This is a genomic window from Nonomuraea sp. NPDC049695 (assembly GCF_040674955.1).
GTDB classification, from domain to species: domain Bacteria; phylum Actinomycetota; class Actinomycetes; order Streptosporangiales; family Streptosporangiaceae; genus Nonomuraea; species Nonomuraea helvata.
On record NZ_JBFANV010000016.1, the window covers coordinates 60,148 to 81,191 of the forward strand.

Sequence of the window (21,044 nt, forward strand, 5' to 3'; positions counted from 1 at the left end):
CCTACTTCTTGGTGGTACGGCGCCCGCGCGCCGACGCAGTCGGCCGCCAGTTCCGCAGGGCGTCGTCGGTCAGGCCGTGCTCCTCCTGGATCTGCTGCCGGTAGCCCGTGAAGAAGCCAGCCGGGGAGCCGCTGTACATCGCGTCGGGCTCGTCGTGCCACTGCCACAGCCACGGCTGCAGCTCAAGCAGGCCGGCGAGGAACGGGGTGATGTCCTCGGTCGTCATGGGCTGGTTAGTGAAGTACGTAGCCAGCGCCTGCGCCTGCTCACGGTGGTCCCAGCCTGCCCAGCCGTACAGGCCGGGGACCGAGTAGGAGATGAACCGCTCCTTGGGCACGTCGAGCTTGCCCCTCGCCCGCCAGTAGGACGGCTTGGCGAAGTCGGCCGAGGTGTACTTCGGCGGCACCGGAATCGAGTCCCGGATCCTCTTCTTGGCCGGCTCGTCGGGGGCAGCGTCCTCCTGCCGCTGCAGGTCCCAGACATGCTCCCAGTCGGCGCGCTTCTTCAGCCCGGACGGCTTGTAGCGCAGCGCGGCCAGGCATGGGACATGCTCATCGGCCAGTAGATCGGCGACGACGGCCATCAACTCCCGGCGAGGAGCGTAGAGTCCTGCGACGGAAACGAAGTCCTCATCCCGCGAGAGACCGTCAACCAACCGGGTCAGCGTGACGATGGTGGGCTGCCCGTTCTCGTCGTACCAGTGCTCCCCCCGCTCAATCCGATCCAGCAACCAGGACCGCAACGCCTTCTCTTGCAGCGCGTCCCACCCCTCGGTGGCCCAGCGCCGCTTGTACTCGGGCTGCTCGATCATCCCAAGGGCTCGCGACGACTCGATCGCCTCGATCCGCCGCTGCACGGTCTGCTTATACGCCTCAGGCCACCGCTCCGGAATCTCCGTGATCGGCGTGGACCCATGCCGTTTGAACCACTCGCCAGACGCCTCACCCTTGGCCACTTTTCGAGCAAGCACGATCTCAAAGGCCCGCTCTCCAAGGGCAAGTTCGGGGATGTCGGCCTCGTCTGGGGTGCGGATGTCCTCGGGGTGAAGGTTGTAGAAGGAGTAGACCTGCCAGTCCAACTCTTCCTGGAGCGCAATCATCCGAGCTCGAATGAAGTGCCAGCTCGCCTTCTTCTGACGGAGGATGGCAGCAGAGAGCGGCCTAGCCGTAACAATAGAGGAAGGACTTACAGCAGTGAGTTTCTGAGCCATGGCATCGAGAGCAGCAGCGAAGACAGTGGGGCATTGTGCAGGAATGGGAAGCTCCTGCAGCTTCGTAGCAGTGAATTCGTAAAAGCGTTCCCAGTCATCACTAGTGAAGCCACCTCCTTCGCCACGAATCCCTTTGTCATGACTCACCATCTTGAGCCAGAAACAGGCAGTCGAACTGTTGAGCAGCCCGAGCAGTCTCAGGTACTCTTCCTCTCCCGCCCCTTCCTGCAATTTAATCACCGGTGCGGATTGCTTGAATACCTTCCCGCCGCGATCTAGCACAAAGTGATTATTTGTTGCCACGAATGCAAATGCAATCGATAGTGGTGTCCGAAGCTTTGCAGCATAGCTCTCCAGATGCACGAACCAAGAGTTACGCTCTGTAATTTTTCTGCCGAAAATGACCCTTTGGGACAGTACGGCACGTGCAGGCCAAAGGAATCGAGAAACGAGCGGATGTTTATCGTCAAAAGGATCTTGATTGTTTGAATCTTTATATGGACAAGCAACTTTAATGGTCGCCGCAATAGCAAAGTCGCGAACATATTCCCCGATAACTAGATCTCGAAAGCAAGACTCCAGGCCAATTCTCTTCGTCGTTGCCATATCAGGGACGAAATAAGCGTCGTCGGCTCCACTATTCGTAGTGCGACCAATACTTACCGAGACATCCTTGATCACAGAGACTGCAGCTTTATCAAGCTGCTCAATCATCTCCAAGCCGCCATCGACAAGAATCCATGGCTGCTTACTGAAATATCGCTTGTGGTTAAGATCATCTACTGAAACCCACTGACTGACCGAACCCGGTTGATCGATCTGCGCCACGATCGCCCGCCAGACAAGCCCATATTCAGCGTTGTCCGGAGCGGCCGGCTCACCCTGAACGCTTCGCACTGTCCGAACGGTTTCAGAACGCTTGCTCCCAGAACGGTGTGTGCCGATGAGAATGACTGTCGGCGTCCCATGTCCGGGGATATACGCTCCCGATGTGTCGATGACCTCAGTCAATTCAACCTTGTGTGCGAAGAACTCCTCGATCAGCTTTTCGCCGAACTCCCGCTTCATGAAAGAGTTCGCCGTTATCTGGCCGACCATGCCATAGCCACGCCCGTCGCCGGTGTCATCCCGCTTGGCCAGCTCAAAAAACCGCTGCGCAAACGGCACTGAGAGCGCATAAGTACCCGCGCAGGCGCTGTACAGCCCTCGGTACAGCTCGTTCAGTTTCTTGTCTTTGACCGTGATGTATGGCGGATTGCCGACCACGACGTGGTAGCGGCCTGGCTCCAGGATGCCGGGGTGCTCGTGCACGTCCTCCACGGCGTATGCGAACTCCGCGAGCAGATCACGCGGTGCTTCCTCACCCAAAGTCAGCTCAAGCTGCCGCTCCTTGATAAGGGAGTCCCCGATCGCCAGATGAACCGGCCAGTCATACTTAGCCGCTTTCTCCATCGTGGTCACGCCCGCCGCCGCCATGGCCGCAACCAGCAGCCGGAACCGGGCGATCGCCACCGCGAACGGATTCACGTCCACCCCGTGGACAGAATCCAGCGCAGCCTTAACCCGCTCGTATCGATCGACATCAGGCCGGCGCTCACCCCAGAGACGAACCAGCCGCCGAAACGCCCCCAGCACGAAGTGCCCCGACCCGCAGGTCGGGTCGATCGTTTTCAATTCCTCGAAGCCGAACTCCCGCACTGCCGGATCCATCGTCCGGTCTAGGATGAACTCCTCCACGAACTCCGGCGTCTGCAGCAGCGCATACGTCTTGCGCGCCGCCTCCGACAGGTCCTGGTACAGGTCACCGAGGAAGCGGGTGTCCCACCCTTGAGTGCCACCGTCGTTGAGCGGGTCGGTGAAGTCGTGGACAAGTGCGCCCACCCCATCGCGCTCGCGCCAGAACTCCACCAACACCCGAGCACCATCATGCGAGAGCGGGATCTGAAAGAGCGGATTGTGCGCCCGATCGAACAGCAGCCGCCCGGCCTGCCCCTTCCCCAACTCCCCGAAGGCACGTTCCAACCAGCCTCGATAGGTCGGATCGGCATCGTCCTCGACATACGCCTCGTACCGAGCCTGCGCCAGGTCACGGCGCTCGGTGTCGGCAGCGGTCAGGTACGGCTCCGGGATCAGCCGGTTGTCCTCGCAGAAGCGGACGAAGACCGTGCCTAGCACCCATGCCACCGCCACCTGCGTGACACGCTCGTCGAGCCAGGAAGCCCAGGTCGCCGCCGTTCGACCCAGCTTGCGCGCCCGCTCGTACTCGGCACGCAGCTGCTCCCCGGTCTCCGGCAGCGCCTTGACCTGCTTGGCGAGGTCGGCCTCGGCCGCCTTGACCTGCTGCTTCAGGTCCTCCAGCAACGCCTTGCGGTCGATCATCTCGCCTCCTGTCGGGCCGCGGCCCGGTGCTCGTTGCTCACCCACGCGTCTGGCAGCACGATCCATTCGCCCAACCCCGCCTGGTACGGCACCGCGACCGTGCCCAGCCTGGGCTCACGCGCCGGATCGCCCTGCGGACACAACAGCCACAGCCCGCGCAAGCCCTGCCTGGACGCCGCCGCCAGCCGGTCCAGCACGCCCATCGCGTCGTAGCGGGCGAACACCCCGGCATCCGTCAGCAGCACCGGCCCGGCACCCGTCGCCAGCAGCTGACGCACCCGCGGCTCGATCCGGCCCCAGGCGGTGCGCGTGTACTCAGCCAACTTCAGCGCGGCCCGCGAACCGGGTTCGGCCACGTCCGCCCGAATGATCGTCTCCCAGGTCGGCTTCGTTCCCGGCGGCACGAGTTCGTGCATGACCTCCAGGAACAACCCGGTCATCGAGACTGTCTCGGTCGCGAACCTGCCACCGGAAAGCTCGGTGACCGCCTCCCGGGTCAGGCCCGCACGTACCGTCAGCACCCGGAACCCGTCCCGCCGCACCGAGGCGCCCAACCTCTCCTCCGCGCGCACCGCACCCGCGAGCTGTGGATCGTCGGCATATCGGGTGAGGCCAGCGTCGGCCGTGCTGTGCCGCCAGGCGCGCACGGTCAGGTAGCTGGAGGCGATGTCCATGCGAGTGGGCAGGTAGCGCGGGGTGCCCGTGTCTTCGCGGGTCGACAGGGTGAGGTCGAAACCGGCATCCCGTAGCGCCTTGGTCAGGGCCCCGCCGGCCCGGGCGTGGGTCAATTCGGGAAAGCGGGCGCGTACCCGCTCATGAACGTCCTCGGCGGTCAGACCCGGCTGCCGCTCCTCGGACACCCCCGGGATGAGCCGTACCAGACCAGCCTGCGTCAGCCGCAGCGCCCGCACCAACGCCAGGTCGCGAGGGTAGATCTCCAACCGCGGCGTGGCCGCGGCGTTGCGAGAGGCGGCGACGGCCAGCTCGACCATGCGGCGCTCGTCCCACTCGATCGCGCCCGGCGGCGGGGTGATCGCGCTGAGCTCACCCAGTACGGTCATCGCGGTGGGCAGCGTGTCGAGCTTGGCGAGACGGTCGGCGACCCGGCCCAGGCGGTGGGCGTAGTCGAGCAGTCCGGGAGCGGACGGGGTGTCGGGGGCGTCGTCCTCCCCGACTTCCAGGGCCAGCAGACCTGCGCCCATTGCCTCGTCCGCGGCCTCACGGTTGGCGGCGTGCCGAAAGGCGCTGTCCTCCGGCACGAGCTGCTCGACCTCCAGCACGGCACGGACGGCGGCCAGGGCGAGCGCCCGGCGCTGCTCACGCTCCTGCAGGCGGGTGCCACGCCGTACGGCCAGTGCATCGGCGATCTCAGCAGCCGAGGCGACCCGGCCGAGCCCGGTCAGCAGCGAAAGGATCTCCTCCCGCAGCACCTGTAGCGCCGGGAGCTTCTTCCACCGGGTCCGCTGAGTCTTCAACATCTGGGGGATGCGCCCGCGGCTGAGGCCGAGGGCGTCGGCGACTTCCCGCTGCTTTGGCCAGACACCGATGTCGGGCAGCTCGCCCTGCTCGTCGGGCAGGCGCAGCAGCAGCCGCACCATCTCGACCTCGTTCCGGTTGGCGCCGTTCTTCTTCAGCTCCGGCACCAGCAGCGTGGCAAGGGTGTCGAGGCTGACCGAGCGCAGGGCGCGCAGCGGGAGGTCGTCCGCGCCTTCGCCCTCGGCGAGGGCGTTGGCCAGGGCGGACTCCGCGGTGCCGAGCCGCTCCAGCTCCTCCTTGGCGGCGCGGCGGCCCTCGGGGGTGAGGGGGGAGACGGGTGTCTGGCGCAGCCGTTCGCCCCATTCGCGCTGGCGGCGCTGGATCTCGTTGCGGGTCTTGGCACCCAGGCCGGGGGCGTTGACGAGGGTGCGCTGGCTGTAGTCCAGTAGCTCGCCCACTGTGGTTACGCCGAGCCCGTACAGGAACGACTCGGCGGCCGGGGTCAGGCCGGCGGCCGACAGGTGCGTCTCGCGGCTGACCTCGGCGGCGAGCCGGTCACGCTGCTGCTCGGCGGACTCCGGCTCGGCGTCGGCGATGACGGGGGCCACCTCATCCTGGGCGGGCGCCGGATGCCGGGAGGCTCGGGGATTGGACGGAGTCGTCTCCGCCATGTCCAGGAAGATCTTTTTCCAGGCGTCCCGCATCGGCTTGAGGTCCCTGAAGCGCCGTGCGGCGTCCCGGTGGAGGGCCTTCTGGAAGAAGGCGACGAGCCCGTCGCGGATCGCGGGGTCGAACGCCTCTGCGGCGATTGCCGGGACTGGCCACTCCTCCGGGTCGGTCTGGCGCGGCAGTACCTTGCCGTCGCCCCATTTGGGCAGTTCGCCGGAGGCCATCTCGTGCAGGGTGACGGCGAGGGCATACCGCTCGGCGTGAGCGTCGTACACCGAGCGGATCAGCGTTCCAATGAACGGATCGAGATAGCCGTCGGTGCCGGCCTCCGTCTCCTGCACCGGGTATCCGGCCAGCGAGAAGTCAATCAGCACCAGCTCACGAGTGCGGTTCGGCCGGACACGGATAGCAATGTTGTCCGGTTTGATGTCGCGATGCCAGACGCCTTCCCCCTCCAAGAAGTCGACCGCACCGAACAGGTAGTCGCCGTACGCCTCCAACTGATCGACCTGGAGCCGACCGCTCTCGCGCAGCAGCCGGGCCACGGTCTCCTGGCGACGGCGCGTCCCGCTTGAGCCCTCCCCGTTCTCGTCCAGGTCGCGCTCGTTGCCGACGTACTCCAGGACGAGAATCGTACGGCCACCGATCACCAGCGGCTCAGGCTCGACCAGCCGGATGACGCCCGAGTGCGCTCGGATGCGTCCCATGACTTCGGCCTCGCGAACGAGGACCTCGCCACGGCTGTCCGACAAGGCGATCTTCAGGACGGCGAGGGCGCGAGCGCCCCGCGCCTCCGGGTCGGCCCGCAGATCGCGAACGAGGAAGGCCCGGCTCGTCGAACCGGTGCCCAGGCGGCGCCGCACCTCCCAGCGACCGGCCAGCACGTCGCCCGCCACCGCCTCCAGCGGATCCTTCTCCTTCGTATCTGCCGGGGCGGAGGCGGGAGCGGTGAGCGAGTCCTCAACGCATTCCAGCATCTCCAGGAACTCGGCGACCGTGGCCAGCCGCCGCTCCGGCTTGTAGGCGGTCGCGGCCTGAACCAGCTCGTCGATGTCCTCTGACAGGCCGTCCACGATCGCGCTGGGACGCAGCCCCTCCCCGGCCTCCAACCGGGCCAGCAACTCGGCCTGGCTCGCGGCCGGCGGCTTCCCCGTCGCCAGCAGGTAGGTGAGCACGCCGAGCCCGTACACATCCAGGGCGATCGGATCCGGGCTCACTGCGGTCAGCTCTGGAGCAAGGTACGGGTCAGCTCCCTCAGCAAGGTGGATCGCCGACAGCGCCGTTGGTGCGAACCGCGTCATGCCCTGAGACGGCCCGCTGCCGCTGCGCTGCGCGGCGATCTGCCAGTCGGAGATCTGCAGCCGCGGAGTGAGCCAGCCGCCCTCCCGATTCTGCGGGATCACGTGCACCGAGCGCGCCGCAAGAGCGCGGTGGTGGATACGACTGGAGTGCGCCGAGCGCATCGTTTCGGCAAGTTGCCGGACCAGGGCCATCCGGCCAAGGATGTCGAGCTTGTCACCGTACTGGACCAGATACTCATCCAGCCGCAACGTCTCCGGGTGATGCTCAAAGATCAGCGCCGGCCCGGCCGAGTGCCCGGATGGGTCGTACTGCTTCAGCTGTACGGCGCCGGGGTGCCGGAACCGGCGCAGTACAGCCGCCTCCCGCCGGGCTGCGTTCTCCACCGACGCGCGGATTGAGGCATCCGAGCCGCGTTCGCGCAGGTAGATGCGCACCCGTGCCGGCTCCGGCAGCTCGCTGTGGCGCGCCAGGTAGTCGGCCCAGGTAGGGCCGGTGTCAAAAGCCTTACGCTCCAGAAGGTAGGGGCCGACCTTGTACTCGGCGTCACTCCGGCGGATACCCACCCGGCCCAGCGCGGCCTTGATCTCCCGGGAGTCGGTTGCGGTGATTCGCCGCCGCTCCTCGCGGGCAGGTCGCTGCAGCATCTCCACGAGGGTGTCGATCGTGTAGACGCCGTTCTGGTCGTGGGCGGGCAGGCGCACCCGCAGTGAGGAATCGGTGAAGCAGACCGCCTCCGACACCCACACGCGCTTTCCATGCCGTCCCAGGAGCGCCGCCAACTCCTTGGCCTTCTTGTTGACCAGGTGAAGAGGATTTCCGTGGGAGATACGACGGCCGTTCGGAGCAGTCTGCACCCAGGTGCCGTTCTCGGTGGTGAGGCTCCCGTGCCAGTCCTTGAGCTCGACCATGCACACGCCGCCGGGGGTGACGACCAGCAGGTCAACCTCACGTACATGGCCGGTGTGCGCGGTGAAGGTGAAGTTCGACCAGGCCCGCCATGGGTCAGCGTCCGGCAACAACACACGGATGGCTTCCAGGCCGCGGCGCTCATGGTCGAACTCGGACTCGGTGACGATGGTCCACCGGCCTATGAGCATGCGCCTACTCCGCTGTCGATGCTGTGTCTCGCCGGCCGCTGAACGGAAGCCGATCTGTTCGCCCAAATGGTAAAGCAATGGCAATGGATCTGGGTAAGGCTTTCCAGGGCAGTATGGGTAACGTTTTTGACGGATGCCTGTCGACTCATCCCATTGGCGCATCTCTCCGCAGGGGTGACTTCAAGGTGCCCGTTTCCGACATTCCTCCAGACATGCCGCAGAGCGAGGGAGTGTGTGTGAACTGCAACTTTGGAGCAGCGAGGGTGGAGGGCGGTCACATAGGTCCGATGAAGCTGACAGATCTTTTTGTCGGCCCGTAATTTACATTTCGGGCGACCGATACTCCTATCGATGTCACGTCATAGAGAGTCGCGACACTCGCTCTGCCACGATGCGATGCCTGCGGCCGCGGTTGGAGCGCTGGGCCACATGACATTCACCCGCTCTACCGCTGGAACATCACCATCGACCAAGCCCAGCAGTAGAGGGCATCGGCCATCCCGAATCGGGCCAGCCAGCCCGGAGGGGCAATGGATGATGGCGATGGATCACCACGTCAGAAACGCAGACGAGGGCCCCATTTGGTCGGGTAGCTCTGCCGCTTCCCCCTGCTCTGGCGGGTCACTTGGACTCTCCGGCGTGGTTGCGGGCTGGTCCTTCTTCTTCGCACGCTTGCGAAGGTGCGCGGGAAGGCGCAGGTGGGGGGCAAGTCGCTTGCGCAGTTCCTTGGGAAGTCCCCTGCGGATCTGCTCCAGAGCCTTCACTTCCAGTTGCCGGATGCGCTCACGGGTCACGCCGTAGTGGCGGCCAATCTGGTCGAGAGTTTGGGGTTCGTCACCGTCAAGGCCCAGATGCCGGCGGAGAATGTCGACTTCCTTGTCCGAGAGAGGGGCCAGCCACTCCTCGACGGCCTGCTCAGAGATCATCTCTTCCAGCATCTTCTCCGGGCCCGGTGTGGGGTTGAGCCAGGACAAGAGTTCGCCCAGGTGAACTCCATCCCCCACGATACGGTCGAGGGAGTCGGTGACCTTGCTCAGCGCACGCACCTCGTCCACGGTACGGATGTCCAGGCCGGTGGCCAGCGCCACATCGACCGCAGTGGCGGACTTACCAGCCTGACGCAGCGCTGATTCTGTGGCCGCGACTTTGCGCATCTTCTCGTGCATGTGGACAGGGACGCGGATGGCCGCGCCCTCGTCGGCGATCGCCCTGGTGATCGACTGTCTAATCCACCAGGTGGCGTATGTCGAGAACTTGTGACCCATCCGTGGGTCGAACTTCCGCACGGCGTGGATGAGGCCGAGGGTTCCGTGTTGGGCGAGGTCCTCTTCCTCAAGCCCCTGCCCTAAATAGCCCAGGAGGATGCTATAGACCAGCCGCGTGTTGTGCAGGACGAAGGTGTCGCGGGCAACCCTGCGGATGTCGTCGGCGGGCAATGCCGAAAGCTCCTCGTCGGTCGGCTCGACGTCCACGCGGTCGACGCCGCCGCGTAGCAGGATGCCCAGACCGAGCTCCTCGGTTGCGCTGAGAAGACGCCGATGGCATGCGACTTGGCGCGTCGTTGCCCATCATGACCTTCCATGGTTGGGTGCACGGCTGGTACCGGGAGACCACCGGCTCGCCACTCGGAGCGAGGAACGGCTCCTTCGACTGGCCGCGGTTGATGTCCGCGGCGCTTCATGACACCGGACGACGAGGGCATATTCTCGTCGTCGACGAAGCTCAGGACCTCCCGCAGGAGTTCTTCAGCCTATGCAGAGTCCTCGGTATGGACGTGATCGCCTTTGCCGACGAGTACCAGCGGATCACCAGTACCCAATCCACTCTCGACGAGATCGAAAAAGCTCTTGGCGGCTGCGGTCGACTCGAAATCAGCACCAACTTGAGGAACCCACGCCCAGTCGCGGAACTTGCCCGTCACTTCTACCCCGGCCTGTACCACCCGCCGCTGCCGCACCGGGACGGACGGGTTCCGGTGCTGCTGCGACGCCCGGAAGCCCGACGTCCATTCGCGCGCTGGCTCGCCCGCTACGTCGATGACCACCGAAAGCTCAAGATCGGAGTTGTGGTCAAACGCAGCCATGAGCAGGTAGAGCTGCTAAGGGAGATCGAGCGGGTGCGCCCCGGCCTACAACCACAGATCTACATCGGCGCTGCCGAAGACAAGCGGTACAAGAACGTCGACGCAGATCGTCCTGGTCTACGGCTGGTGAACCGAGCGAGTGTCAAGGGCCTGGAATTTGACACCGTCATTGTCCCGGACGCTCATCTGGACGCGGGCCATCCATCCAGCGTCGATCTGAAGATGCTCTACTACGTGCTCGCCACGAGGACGCGTGGAGAGCTTTACATCTGCTATTCCGGTGACCAGGAACCGCGGTTGTTCAGCGGGATACCGCAGCAGACCTTCGTTCGACAGATCTTGCCTGGTTAGGTCCCACGTGCGCGAGCGTCAGGGACGCCAAGTGGTCCGGTTCGTGCTCGGTGTGCAGGCCAAAGGTCAACCTTTTTTGATGGTAAGGCAGGACCAAGCATCTACGCGCGTCAGAGCGAACTGCCGTGGCCCTCCTTCGTCAGGCCTCGCCACCGGACATCCCGGGGTTTGACGCAGTCCATAGTGAGATGGCGTATCCTGGGCACCCGTCCATAACGGAGCGTTAGCCTGAGAAGCTGGCTGGAAGCCAGTGACTTCTCTGGACTTATCCATTTGGCGGCCCAATCGCGAGCATCGATGGGTGCCGTTCAGTTCCGCACCAGACGATATCCCAATCCGCTCATGAGTCGCCAGCCTTTCGATACTCCTACTCCTGTGCTTCCTCGTGCATCCTCAGGCGATCCACGAGCTGACGAGGAACGGAGATGAACCTCTCTTACCTTTTCCTCTGGCTTGATGAACGCCCGACCGCCGGTACGCTGCGAGGTCGAAACCGCATACTTGGTACAGTCGGGCACACAGTAAGCAGGGCGCTTGCCCTCGCGCCGCCTACGTTATCTCGGACACAGCTTGGTCTGACCTCAAAGACAAATTTGATTAGGTTAGCTCTGAAGCTTCTTCGAAAGAAGCAACGTCAGCTGCTGCGAGCGAATTCGCCGTGAGCCCAGGTCGGATGAATTCCGGATGCCCGACGTATACTTATCGACGATCTCATCGACTTCCTCGGCCGCCATGTTGACCATAGCTGCCAGGGATGCCAAAAGACCGGTTGTTTCTTCGTTTTCGCCACTGCGCTTCCTAGCAGAGACTGCACGCTGGAACAGGTCCAGAAGGTTTCGAACTTGCGTTGTCAGAGCCGGGCTGGCGTTGCTTAGCTTCTCACGCAGTCCCCAGGAGACATGTAGCAGCGTGAACATGTCGACGATATTCGACCATCTGGTTCGGCCAACCCATTTGAGGGTATCACTGAGGACTGTCAGCAGTTTGAGAAATTCCACCGAACGATCCTGATAGTCCTCGAAATCTGCGGAGATCTTGTCGTAGCGTTCGTTAAGTTCGGTCTTTTTGTTGGATAGCCCGAATATGCAGGTGCCGAAAACCTCGGCGTAGAACTCCAGATCACCGCCTCGTTTACGTCGTTCGCCACTGAAGACACCGGAGAGTTCGCTTATCGGGTGAGCCGCACAGTCTTTGAGGAAGTCGTTGAACGGGCCAGGCAGCAAAGCGTTTCGAAGTTCTTGTTCCGTCAGCACCATGTTGACTCTGTTGACACGCGCGAAAACTGCGCGCACAAACTCATCGGCAAGGTTAGACAGGCGTCGAATCGGGAAACGATATTGGAAGAACTCTTGACGTACATCATCGGGCAGTTCTTTGAAGAGCTTCCCCTCGTACTTCTCGCATAGCTCCTCATCCTCCAGCCCGTCCAGCGGATACTTGTTTTTGATAAAATCAAGCAAGGAGGTGAGTCGCTGTTGACCGTCGACAACGGACGCTGTCTGCTCCCCTTCCGGCGACGTCTCATACGCGAGGTAGATTTCCGGGATCGGATACCCGAGGAGTATGGTCTCCATCAAGGACACCTTGGCGCGTTCGGGCCAGACGGCCTTGCGCTGGTACTCAGGCTGGAGGATCAGCTCGCCGGACTTGTCCAGCGACCGGAACTCCGCCACCGTTTTCGACTCGATCTCGAACTTGAGTCCATGATCAGCCATGGTGTACGCCCTCCTCGATCGCGCGGTCGCGCGCGATGTTGACAGATTTCACCTGATAGCTTCTGAGCGACGCATGGTTGCGGTATAACCGGTAATTGACCTCGCAGTTCCTGAAGGCGTCACCGAGATCCTGGATAAAGAGATCTCTGGACCGTGACCACTGCTCGCCAAAGGACAGTCGCGGCAGTACGATATCGAGAGCGATGCACTCCTCGAAAACCAGCTTGCGGAGATAGCGCCTATTTCTAAAAAAGAACTCGTCCTCAATCATCTCTCGGAGTTCAGCCCACGCCTTTTCGAAGAACTCCGGCGAGATCACCGCGATGTCCAAGTCCGAGCCTTCGTGGAATCTCCTGAAATTCTTCTTCGGGTTCATGGAGTAGCCCAGACGGGCGCTTCCGACCAGCTGGACAGCCATCGGATCCACGCCTAGCTCGGCTGCAACAAGATGTCGCCATTTGATGTAGTCGAGTTCTTGAGGCCACACCGCAGGTATTCCGTCGAACAGTCGGGCAGTCACAAAGTAGTCAACTTCATGCCCGAGAGAACTGAACTCCTTCCAGAATTCGGGTAGCCCCGAAACAGCGGCCATCGTCTCCCCTCAGCAAGCATCGAGCTGGGCACGTGCGTGCTTCAGCCGTTACACCTGCGCCGCACTGGGTGAAAGTGATGAAGCCGGCACTACCGCCTCGGCCGCGTCACCACGCGATCTTCCAGGCAAACGTCTAATAATCCTAGCGCGTTTCATCGCCCCGCAAGTTCGATCGGTTCAGGCTGTCCCGTCACCCCCGCGCAGGTGGAGACCTGTCCGACCTGCTTCCAGTCGCTACTGCACATCGTCGCCGACCTGACAGAACCGTCGTCACCAGCGCCGACATGCACACCGGGCGCGAGCACGTGCCCATCAGGGCGGTGAATCATGGGAACTCGCAAACCTCCACGAGGAAGCACCGTATTCGGCATACCTGCGTCGCAGCAGATCGTGAGCGCGCATCTCAGGCGCCCAAACTGGTAGACGGAACGTCGTAGCCGGTGCCACACTGACGATCGCCACCGTGCTCGGCCAATCAGGTTCCCCTGTAGAAAGCCCGTGACCTTGCTACGGAGTGAGCCCCGAATCAAGCAGTGTGGGGCGTCTCTTGCGCAGAGAGACGCACCGTCGTGTTCCGCCCTTGTACAACCTGGCGTGTATGCGGATCGCTGGCGCCAGCACGTAGAGGTGAGAGACGAGGTCCGTGATGAATGGGTTGCTGTATAGCAGAGGAGTACAGCAACAGGGCCGCGCGGCACTCGATTTTGACGCCCACCATCATGCACCTGGACAGGGCGCATGACTCTACGAGTCGTAACCGGCTCCCTTCTCATGCAGACAGTCATGACGCTGCGCGAGACATACCCGGGATGATCAAGACATCGATACGAGCCACACAGAGGCTTCCACCAGTGCAGAGCATGTTTCCACAGCGCTCTACCCTCGCTCTCCTACAGCGGATACCTCACTGGGCTGATAGACACCGTTCCTCGCGTCAGAGTTGGTACGAGGGTCGCCGCCCACCGCCTTCTCCCCCGTACAGACCTCGGCCGTGCGCGTTGAAAGGCTTCCGAAGCACCCGCAGTCTGGTGAGCTCCGAGCCCAGTGTCGATTGACATCCAGTAGCTCGTGACGGCGATGAGCCGCCAGCGATCATTTCGAGCAATGCTCCACGCCGCCCGAACCTCGCTCTCCAACGAGCTCAAACTAACCGCAATCGCCCTGAGTGTCGCTGGTTGAAGGTGGCGGTCCAGGCCACGATCGTGGAGACTCATATCCTTGGCTGGGCTAGTCGCGAGTCGAGATCCGGGTCATCTTCATTGAGTGAGGCTCCTCTCCATCGCGGTATTCGTGATCAGCGTGGTGCTGGCTGCGGTAATCGTCTGGATTCTGAGCCCGGTGCTACGTGGGCGTTGGAACACATCGACGGCGCGACCGGGCTACGGGGCAAAGATCTGGCGGCGGCACTCGATGCGATTCGTGGTCGCGTGCCGGCCATCGGCACCGGCTTGGCCGCGCTGAGGCGCTTGGAGCTGATGGGTGTGGCGATCTAGGGCACTGACCCCCGGATTCCTGACGCCATGCCAGTGGAGGCCCTCTCCACGAACCACAAACACGCAGGCCCGCGACTCTCTATGTTGCGTCCAGCCCGAATCTAGCATGACGTACCTGCTGATACTTTGCCGGATGAGCGGCTGATGGCCGATGCACCAATAGGGTCGCATCAGCTAGCCTAGATCGCTATAGTCCCAACATGCCGGATATTGACCGCGATCAGCTGCTGTTCTCTGCCCGGGACTTCACCAAACGCGCTCTCGATGCTTACATTGCGAACGACAGTCGCGTCGTCCTCATGTTTTCGGCGATCAGCCTTGAGCATCTATGCAAGGCATATCTATACCAAATGGATCCAGCCTTCCTTGTGGATCCAAACTCTCGAGGAAAAGAGCATACCGATACGCTAATTTACTTCACGGGACATGGCCGTCCAGGGGACGACTACAAGGTACGAACCATAGGGGCAAGAGACGCCATTCATACTGTCCGGCGCCTCAACAACCAAATTTCTATGCCCTCCGACCTGATCGAACAGCTCTTTCATGCACGAGATAGCGTAGTGCACGCTGGATATTCCGAACCCACCCTCAATATCAGTGTGTTTTCCGCATATCTACACACCTGTAACAACCTCTACCCGCTGGTGGGGGTTGACCCTAACAATATTTGGGGTCGACACGCAGATCTCGTCAACGCCCTAGTTCGCACCTCCCTTGAAGCAATAAGGAAATCGGTCGAGAGGAAGATAGCCATCGCGCAGTCCAGACACGTTTCGGAAACCTTCCTCTCCCTGGAAGAGAAGGTCAGCATCCTGCAGGCCATCACCAAGGTTCGCAACCTGTACGGCGGCTTCGGTGCCATCACCACTACCTGTCCGGCGTGCGGACGAAAGGCCGCAACCTATATTGGAAATGTGGAAGCGGCACTTGATCCAAGCCGTACACACACAATCAGCTACACACTCCACGGACACACGCTGATCTGTCGATCATGCCAGCTCACGCTACAAGGATCGTTGGAGATTGAACACGCAGGCATCGCGAAGAAGGTCCCCTATGCTGAGGCGCAAGTCTCAGACTTGGAATCTAACGATTACGTCGACCGCAGAGATTTCATTCCTTACTTCGACGACCCAAATTTTGAATATGAGCGCCAGTTTGATCCCCAGGATCCGCATCATCCCGAAGATGATTACATAGAGATGATCTCTCAGCAGGACGAGGACGAGGATCGTTGGTAGCTTCCTAAGTAGACGGTCTAGCTTGGGTCCCGAGTTTCAAGGCATGGGCTACTCCTGCCAATCCGTCCACCGAAGGCGATCTGCACGATGTGATCCTGACTTAAGCGAGCAAATCACACCGTCGTTGTGATCGCGGCCTCTACGGAGCGAGCCCCGTCGCCGGCTAGAAGCGCGACTCCCTTACCAAGCACGTTTACTTAACCCAGCAGCTGGACAGTGGCCACCTGTGCCCTCTCTTCATCCCTACGACTGTACGTGTGGTAGCCAATCCGCTGACAAGGGACCGCGGGAAAGGCTCGGGGCGTCCCTAGTGTGCAGACCAGAAGCGACATTAGGCTTCGTCCCGCTCTCCCACCATGGAAACGCAGGGACGCAGACATTCCTGATTATCACCATCTTGCTGGCATTTCGTCGGCAATTGCGAGGTCGACCTGAGTGGCGGAGCGCTCGCATGCCCCACGGTGTCGACCGCCGATTCACCCCTACGCGCGCTCGGCTAGCACATCGCGAAGGGCTGATTACGCAATCGCCATCCCTGCACGGTTCTTATTCTGGTCATCCTGTGACGGTCGCCTGACGCACCTCTGCCAAAACTCCGTCCAAGAAACCGACGACGCTTCCTCCTCCAAGCACCAGCTGACGGTCGAGCAACCTGTTGCCGGTCTCGCACGAAGTCTCGCTCACAAGGGAGCAACCGTGGCATGCGGACAGGTTGAGTTGAGACGAGCCCTGCTTGTCTCTCTCGATGCATACCGGGTCGTTCGAGCAGACATCCGCGTCGTCGAGCGCTGAGACAAGTAGCGGGATCAGCTTCTCGGGCCGTCCCAGCCGAACGAGTCCTCCAAGAGTCCCCTGAGCATCTCCTGCCGCCGTGAAGATCAGTATCCCGGCGGTCTTGTCCTTCCGATCGGAGTTCGCGTAGATCCGTTCCTGAAGGGAGGCTGACGCATAGCCACTGGCGTATGCAAGCCGACGGATGAGCAGGTGCGACAACGTGTGCAAGGCGATGTAGCGCGGCTCGGGAACGTCGAGGCGGTCCGCCCATGCGATGCCCGCTCGGCGCTTCAGGAGGATGCCTGCGCGTGCCTGTACGCCGGGTTGCGTCTCCCATTGTGTGAGTTTGTCCTCATCGAACTTCAGGAAGATTCCTTCGCCGAACATCTCCATGGCGGGATAGGTGGGGGACCTTCGGCGGTTGGCTCCGAGGTCGGCTGTGATGAGATCGGCCTCCGCGCTGTAGCGCCTGAACCCGCGGAGAGCAGTCACCTCGCGTACCCGATGTACCTGTCCGACACCGGCGATCCGGCTGACGAGACTCTCAGGGCCCGAGGTCGTCTCCAAGCTCCATCCATCGACGACAAAGTCGCCACCGGTACGGTCTCGTCCACTGTCGAGCTTCTTCAGGAAGGCGGCCCACTCCCCGTCCTTGAGGTCGAGGAGCACGTCGTCGTCGTCCGGAACATCACCCCCTGCCGCGATCTCGAGCACGGTCTCCGGAGCGACTCCGAGCTCGCCGGCAATCCATCCCGCGATCATCTCCGCCTGAGGGCCACCGTTGTCCGCGACAAGTCTCTCGAAGAAGACATGACCGCGTACTTTGTCGGCGAACTCCGCTGACTGAGGCCGTTCCTCAGGGATGTCGAGCGCAGAGATCCGCTCGGCGATGTAGTTTCCCGTCGCTCCTCTCTGGACCGCGACAAGACGATGGTTGCACGGCTTCTTCGCCGGATCTTTCGGCTCCCAGGGCTGCCGGCCCGCACAGTGGAGGCCGTCGCGCTGCAGGGCGTCTTTCGTCACGAGCTCTGCCAGTGATCTGGCGTGTCCGCACCCGTAACACTTGACCCGGAGGGAAGCCAGGCCCTCCCCCTGACCGGACAACCTCTCAAAACGGAGCTCCTTGTAGGACTGACAGAAGCGAACGGCATCATCGAGAGCCGCCTCGCGGCCCCTGTGCGCCCACTGGAACCATGGGACATCCTGGGCGTGGCTGCCCTGTTCACAGATCGCGATGTAGCGCATCGGGACAAGAAGCCCTCCACACTCACAGGTGTTGCTCCACTTGCCGTTCCTCTTGCCGGTCATCTTTGACAGCTTCGAGCACCTCTCGCAGAATCGCCAGGCGGGAAAGCGCCAGTAGAGCAACGAGGCTGTGTCCTTGCCCGCATGGCCGGCATGGGTCGGTGGCTGCCTGAGGGTACCCGGACCGAGCCTGGCGAGAAGTCGCTCACAGCTGATCTCCGGAGAGTACTTCTTGTCCCACCAGGAGGTGTCGGGAGCGATCAGGGACTCACCTCGGATGTCCACGATCGCTCCGACCCCGAAGGGTGTGATCGTCTCCGACAACCGCAGGTCATGCCTAATCTTCTCCACGGTGTGCCTCCTCCTGGGGTTCCTGGACGTTCACGGCCACACTCGGTTCCACCGACCTCATCGAGTCACCGACGAGCCACCCTTCCCCCATCTGCCCGAACCTCTTGAGCAGCGCGGTGTCGATCTTCCCCAGCCGCTCGTAGCCCAACGTCTCGTCTGCGTCGCGGGCCGAGTGCGCTCGGCGGTCCCAGTCGCGCAAGAGGCTCCAGGCGGCCCGTCGTGTCTCCTCCACCTCGAGGTCGTCGGCTCGTGCCACGTATGTGAGGAAACGATCGAGAAGACCCGTCACTGCGTCACTGAGCGCCATGTCGTCGAGGTCGAACCTGCCTGCTGTGTCGTTCTCGGCCAGCTGGTTGAACGATTGCCGCACCAGTGCCACCAGTGCTCCGGCCAGTGAGCGGTCCCTCGACGCCAACGACCATGGTGTGACGCTCGTGGGTTCGACGCTGCGGTAGAGCGCCTCGTGGTATCCGCGGAAGGTTTCGAAGTGCGACCGGTCCCGGGCACGACTCGATCTGAAGAGGGTCACCACGATGCCCCTGGTGTCGCCGCGCCCGACGCGGCTCGTGGCCTGGATGTACTCGGCGGTCGTCTTCGGCTGCCCGACCATGAGCATCAGGGCGAGCCGGGGAATGTCGATGCCGACGGAGAGCATGTTCGACGACAGGACCACGTCGATCGCCGTCGGGGACTCGTCCACCCGCACCCGAAGGGCCCGCAGATCGCTCGGAAGCTGCTCCGCTCCCCGCCGGCTCGTCAGCTCCAGCACACGCTCCGCTCTGACCGTCCTCGGCGGCAGGCCCAGACGTTCTGCACGAGGCTCGAGTCGGGCCCGTACGTCGTCGACGACGAGCGTTCCGGTACGTCCGAGCTCGCGGAGGGAGTTGTGGTACATAACCAGAGTCCAGTAGGCGTCCCTGGGAACGATGTCCTCCCCACGGCTGGAGAGGACATCGGGTATCTCGATGAGCGGAGTGACCGCGGAGATGACTGCCGAGGGCTGGGACACCGACTGAGGCATGAGCCCGACGTAGAGCCGTCCTTCGCCGTTCTCGACGGGTCGGGAGAAGAAGGTCCGGTCGTCGTCGAGTCCAGATGGCGGATAGAGCGCCACCTTTCGTCCGTACAGCCCTTGCACCTGTTCGTCCGAGGCGCGGATGGTCGCGGTGGAAGCGACGATCTTAGGGCTGGTCCCCATTCGGCTCAGCAGAACCTGGATCACGGCGTCGAACACGGCGACGGTGGTACCCAGCGGCCCGGACAGAAGATGCAGCTCGTCCTGGATGACCAGGGAGGGCTGCTTGAACGGGGTCCCGAGGCCCAGAAGCCTTCCCGCTGCAGGTTTGAACTGGAGCCGGGCGAACTTGTCGACCGTCGCCAGGAGGATCGTGGGCGGCTCGTCGTACAGGACCTCGTCGACGACGGCGAGCGGCAGTTCGTCGCTGAATCGACACGAGGTGTCGACACAATGCAGTACGACGTCCTTGCCGAGCAGACGCATGCCGTAGTCCTTCGGCCGTGCGCTCCTGGACTTGGGCACCATCGGTGTCAGGCACCACGGGCAGCTCTCCACCTGGAACTCGTTGGCCTCTTCAGGTCGCGCCGCCTTCATCAGTCGATCCAGCGCCGCCTTCGCCGCGAGGCGGTTGTTCGGGGTGACGTCCTTGCCCACCCACAGGCCGATCGTGAAGGGTGTCATGCCCATCACCCGAGGATCCGTACGACGCAACAGCTCCATTGCACAGACGAGCGCTGCTGCTCGCTGGAACTGTTGAGACGTCAGGAGCCGGAGGGTGTACCTGGTGATCACAGCGGTGCCGCCCCCCGCCGTGCCGTGAAGCAGTCGCCGGTGGAAGATCTCGATCGCTGCGAGGCCCAGGTATGCCTCGGTCTTGCCACCGCCGGTCGGGAACCAGATGAGATCGACGAGGTCACGGTCGCCGTGCTTCTCGTCGACTGTGGAGGCGAGCGAGACGAGGAGGAACCCGAGCTGGAAAGGCCTCCACTGTGGTTCCTTCGATCCGGCCTCAGGCCCACCCCTGTTGATCGAGGACTGACGCATCTGCAGACGCATCGCCGCCATGCCCAGAGCGAATGCCGTACGGAGGCGTCCCTGAGCCGGATCACGAAGCAGCGCCACGCCGGCCCGCATTCGTTCGAGCGCATCCTGGGAGCGGCCGGCAATTCGTCGAGCGACCTCCACCTCGTCACCGAATCCTTCGGCCCGCCACATCTGTTCGTCCACCCATTCGGCGAACGCATCCGTGAACGCATCCAGAGACTGCAGCACCGGCTCGGGGTCCGAGTCCATCCTCATGAGGTGTGCGAGTTCCAGGGACTGCGCTTCGGGGGTGTTCTCCGGGAAACCCGTGGTCTCGACGGCAGGCACGACGAACGCCGGCACCGGTTCGAGGCCCACCCTTGTACAGCAACCGTCAGCGACCTCCCAGTCCGCGGCCATCCCGTGACCGACGGCGTAGACCTTGCGGTTGCGGTACCTGAGCCGAAGCTCGGCGGTCTCCTGATCGCCGCCGGACAGCCGGGTGGTGTCGTACTCCATGAACTGGGCGCCCGCGGCCGGACTGACGGACAGCCCAACCTGGAAGAGCATTTGAGGGATGTCGAGACGCTCGTCTCCGGTGGACTCCGACAGCACCCTGACGTGCACGGTGACCAGGAAGTTCCCTCTGAAGTCGCGCCAGCGTGACCCGATCTCGACAGGCACGTCGCCCACTGTGAGAAGTTCCGGGCGCCGGCCCTTGGCCAGTGAGATCTTGTCCGAGGCGAACGGCCTACGACGCCACTTGGGCGGCCCTTCGACCGACTCCTGCGAGTATGTACCGCACGAGAGGCTTGCTTCCACGGAAGCACCGTCGGTGACGAAGGATATCGCTACTGACGAGGGACGCCAGTCCTCGGCCAGTGGAACAGCCGCCCCGTCCTCCTCGAGATCTCCCTCGGGTACGTCCGCCGAGATCTCGTCCTGGGGTTCGGTCTGAGCCTGCCCGTCGGCCTCCGGCGCGGCCGGGAACAGCATCCCGACGGCGTACTGCCGATGCGGGA

10 protein-coding genes are annotated in these 21,044 nt (G+C 62.9%); 3 read left to right on the plus strand and 7 right to left on the minus strand.

The genetic code is table 11. The features are described 5' to 3' along the window. Position 1: 1 nt before the first annotated feature. The 3 genes from pglX to AB0J64_RS16780 all read right to left on the minus strand — a co-directional run bounded on the left by pglX (position 2) and on the right by AB0J64_RS16780 (position 9,605). Positions 2-3,589, minus strand: a complete 3,588-nt coding sequence (gene pglX, locus AB0J64_RS16770; protein ID WP_364027219.1) for a BREX-2 system adenine-specific DNA-methyltransferase PglX — start codon at positions 3,587-3,589, stop codon at positions 2-4. Beyond that, entirely contained in the window at positions 3,586-8,133 is a 4,548-nt protein-coding gene (gene pglW / locus AB0J64_RS16775; RefSeq protein WP_364027222.1) for a BREX system serine/threonine kinase PglW, read from the minus strand. The genes pglX and pglW overlap by 4 nt, the downstream gene beginning before the upstream one ends. A gap of 548 nt (positions 8,134-8,681) precedes the next feature. Next, positions 8,682-9,605 (minus strand): sigma-70 family RNA polymerase sigma factor, encoded by a 924-nt coding sequence (locus tag AB0J64_RS16780; RefSeq protein ID WP_364027225.1) that lies wholly within the window; start codon positions 9,603-9,605, stop codon positions 8,682-8,684. 71 nt (positions 9,606-9,676) lie between these two features. Here AB0J64_RS16780 and AB0J64_RS16785 point away from each other — a divergent pair, with 71 nt between their 5' ends. Further along, entirely contained in the window at positions 9,677-10,567 is an 891-nt protein-coding gene (locus tag AB0J64_RS16785) for a hypothetical protein (protein ID WP_364027229.1), read from the plus strand. A gap of 602 nt (positions 10,568-11,169) precedes the next feature. On the opposite strand, the gene AB0J64_RS16790 is transcribed toward AB0J64_RS16785, so the two are convergent. Then, positions 11,170-12,282: a DUF262 domain-containing protein gene (locus tag AB0J64_RS16790; RefSeq protein WP_364027232.1), complete on the minus strand. Its 1,113-nt coding sequence runs from the start codon at positions 12,280-12,282 to the stop codon at positions 11,170-11,172. Next, on the minus strand, positions 12,275-12,874 hold the full coding sequence (locus AB0J64_RS16795; protein WP_364027235.1) for a hypothetical protein: 600 nt from the start codon (positions 12,872-12,874) through the stop codon (positions 12,275-12,277). The genes AB0J64_RS16790 and AB0J64_RS16795 overlap by 8 nt, the downstream gene beginning before the upstream one ends. A gap of 1,352 nt (positions 12,875-14,226) precedes the next feature. Here AB0J64_RS16795 and AB0J64_RS16800 point away from each other — a divergent pair. Together AB0J64_RS16800 and AB0J64_RS16805 are read left to right on the plus strand one after the other, a co-directional pair. After that, entirely contained in the window at positions 14,227-14,367 is a 141-nt protein-coding gene (locus tag AB0J64_RS16800) for a hypothetical protein (RefSeq protein WP_364027238.1), read from the plus strand. Positions 14,368-14,567: 200 nt separating this feature from the next. Beyond that, a complete protein-coding gene (locus AB0J64_RS16805; protein WP_364027241.1) occupies positions 14,568-15,611 on the plus strand; it encodes a hypothetical protein in 1,044 nt (347 codons plus the stop codon). Between the two features lie 555 nt (positions 15,612-16,166). Here AB0J64_RS16805 and AB0J64_RS16810 read toward each other — a convergent pair. Further along, positions 16,167-17,981, minus strand: a complete 1,815-nt coding sequence (locus tag AB0J64_RS16810) for a DUF1998 domain-containing protein (RefSeq protein ID WP_364027244.1) — start codon at positions 17,979-17,981, stop codon at positions 16,167-16,169. Beyond that, the gene (locus AB0J64_RS16815; protein WP_364027247.1) at positions 17,968-21,018 is read right to left on the minus strand and encodes a helicase-related protein; all 3,051 of its coding nucleotides are present in this window, start codon (positions 21,016-21,018) and stop codon (positions 17,968-17,970) included. The genes AB0J64_RS16810 and AB0J64_RS16815 overlap by 14 nt, the downstream gene beginning before the upstream one ends. Positions 21,019-21,044 lie beyond the last annotated feature (26 nt).

Bases quoted from the DNA above. Each gene is read 5' to 3' on its own strand.
- pglX (WP_364027219.1), bottom strand. From the start codon at position 3,589: ATGATCGACCGCAAGGCGTTGCTGGAGGACCTGAAGCAGCAGGTCAAG.
- pglW (WP_364027222.1), bottom strand. From the start codon at position 8,133: ATGCTCATAGGCCGGTGGACCATCGTCACCGAGTCCGAGTTCGACCAT.
- AB0J64_RS16785 (WP_364027229.1), top strand. From the start codon at position 9,677: ATGCGACTTGGCGCGTCGTTGCCCATCATGACCTTCCATGGTTGGGTG.
- AB0J64_RS16790 (WP_364027232.1), bottom strand. From the start codon at position 12,282: ATGGCTGATCATGGACTCAAGTTCGAGATCGAGTCGAAAACGGTGGCG.
- AB0J64_RS16795 (WP_364027235.1), bottom strand. From the start codon at position 12,874: ATGGCCGCTGTTTCGGGGCTACCCGAATTCTGGAAGGAGTTCAGTTCT.
- AB0J64_RS16805 (WP_364027241.1), top strand. From the start codon at position 14,568: ATGCCGGATATTGACCGCGATCAGCTGCTGTTCTCTGCCCGGGACTTC.
- AB0J64_RS16815 (WP_364027247.1), bottom strand. From the start codon at position 21,018: ATGCTGTTCCCGGCCGCGCCGGAGGCCGACGGGCAGGCTCAGACCGAA.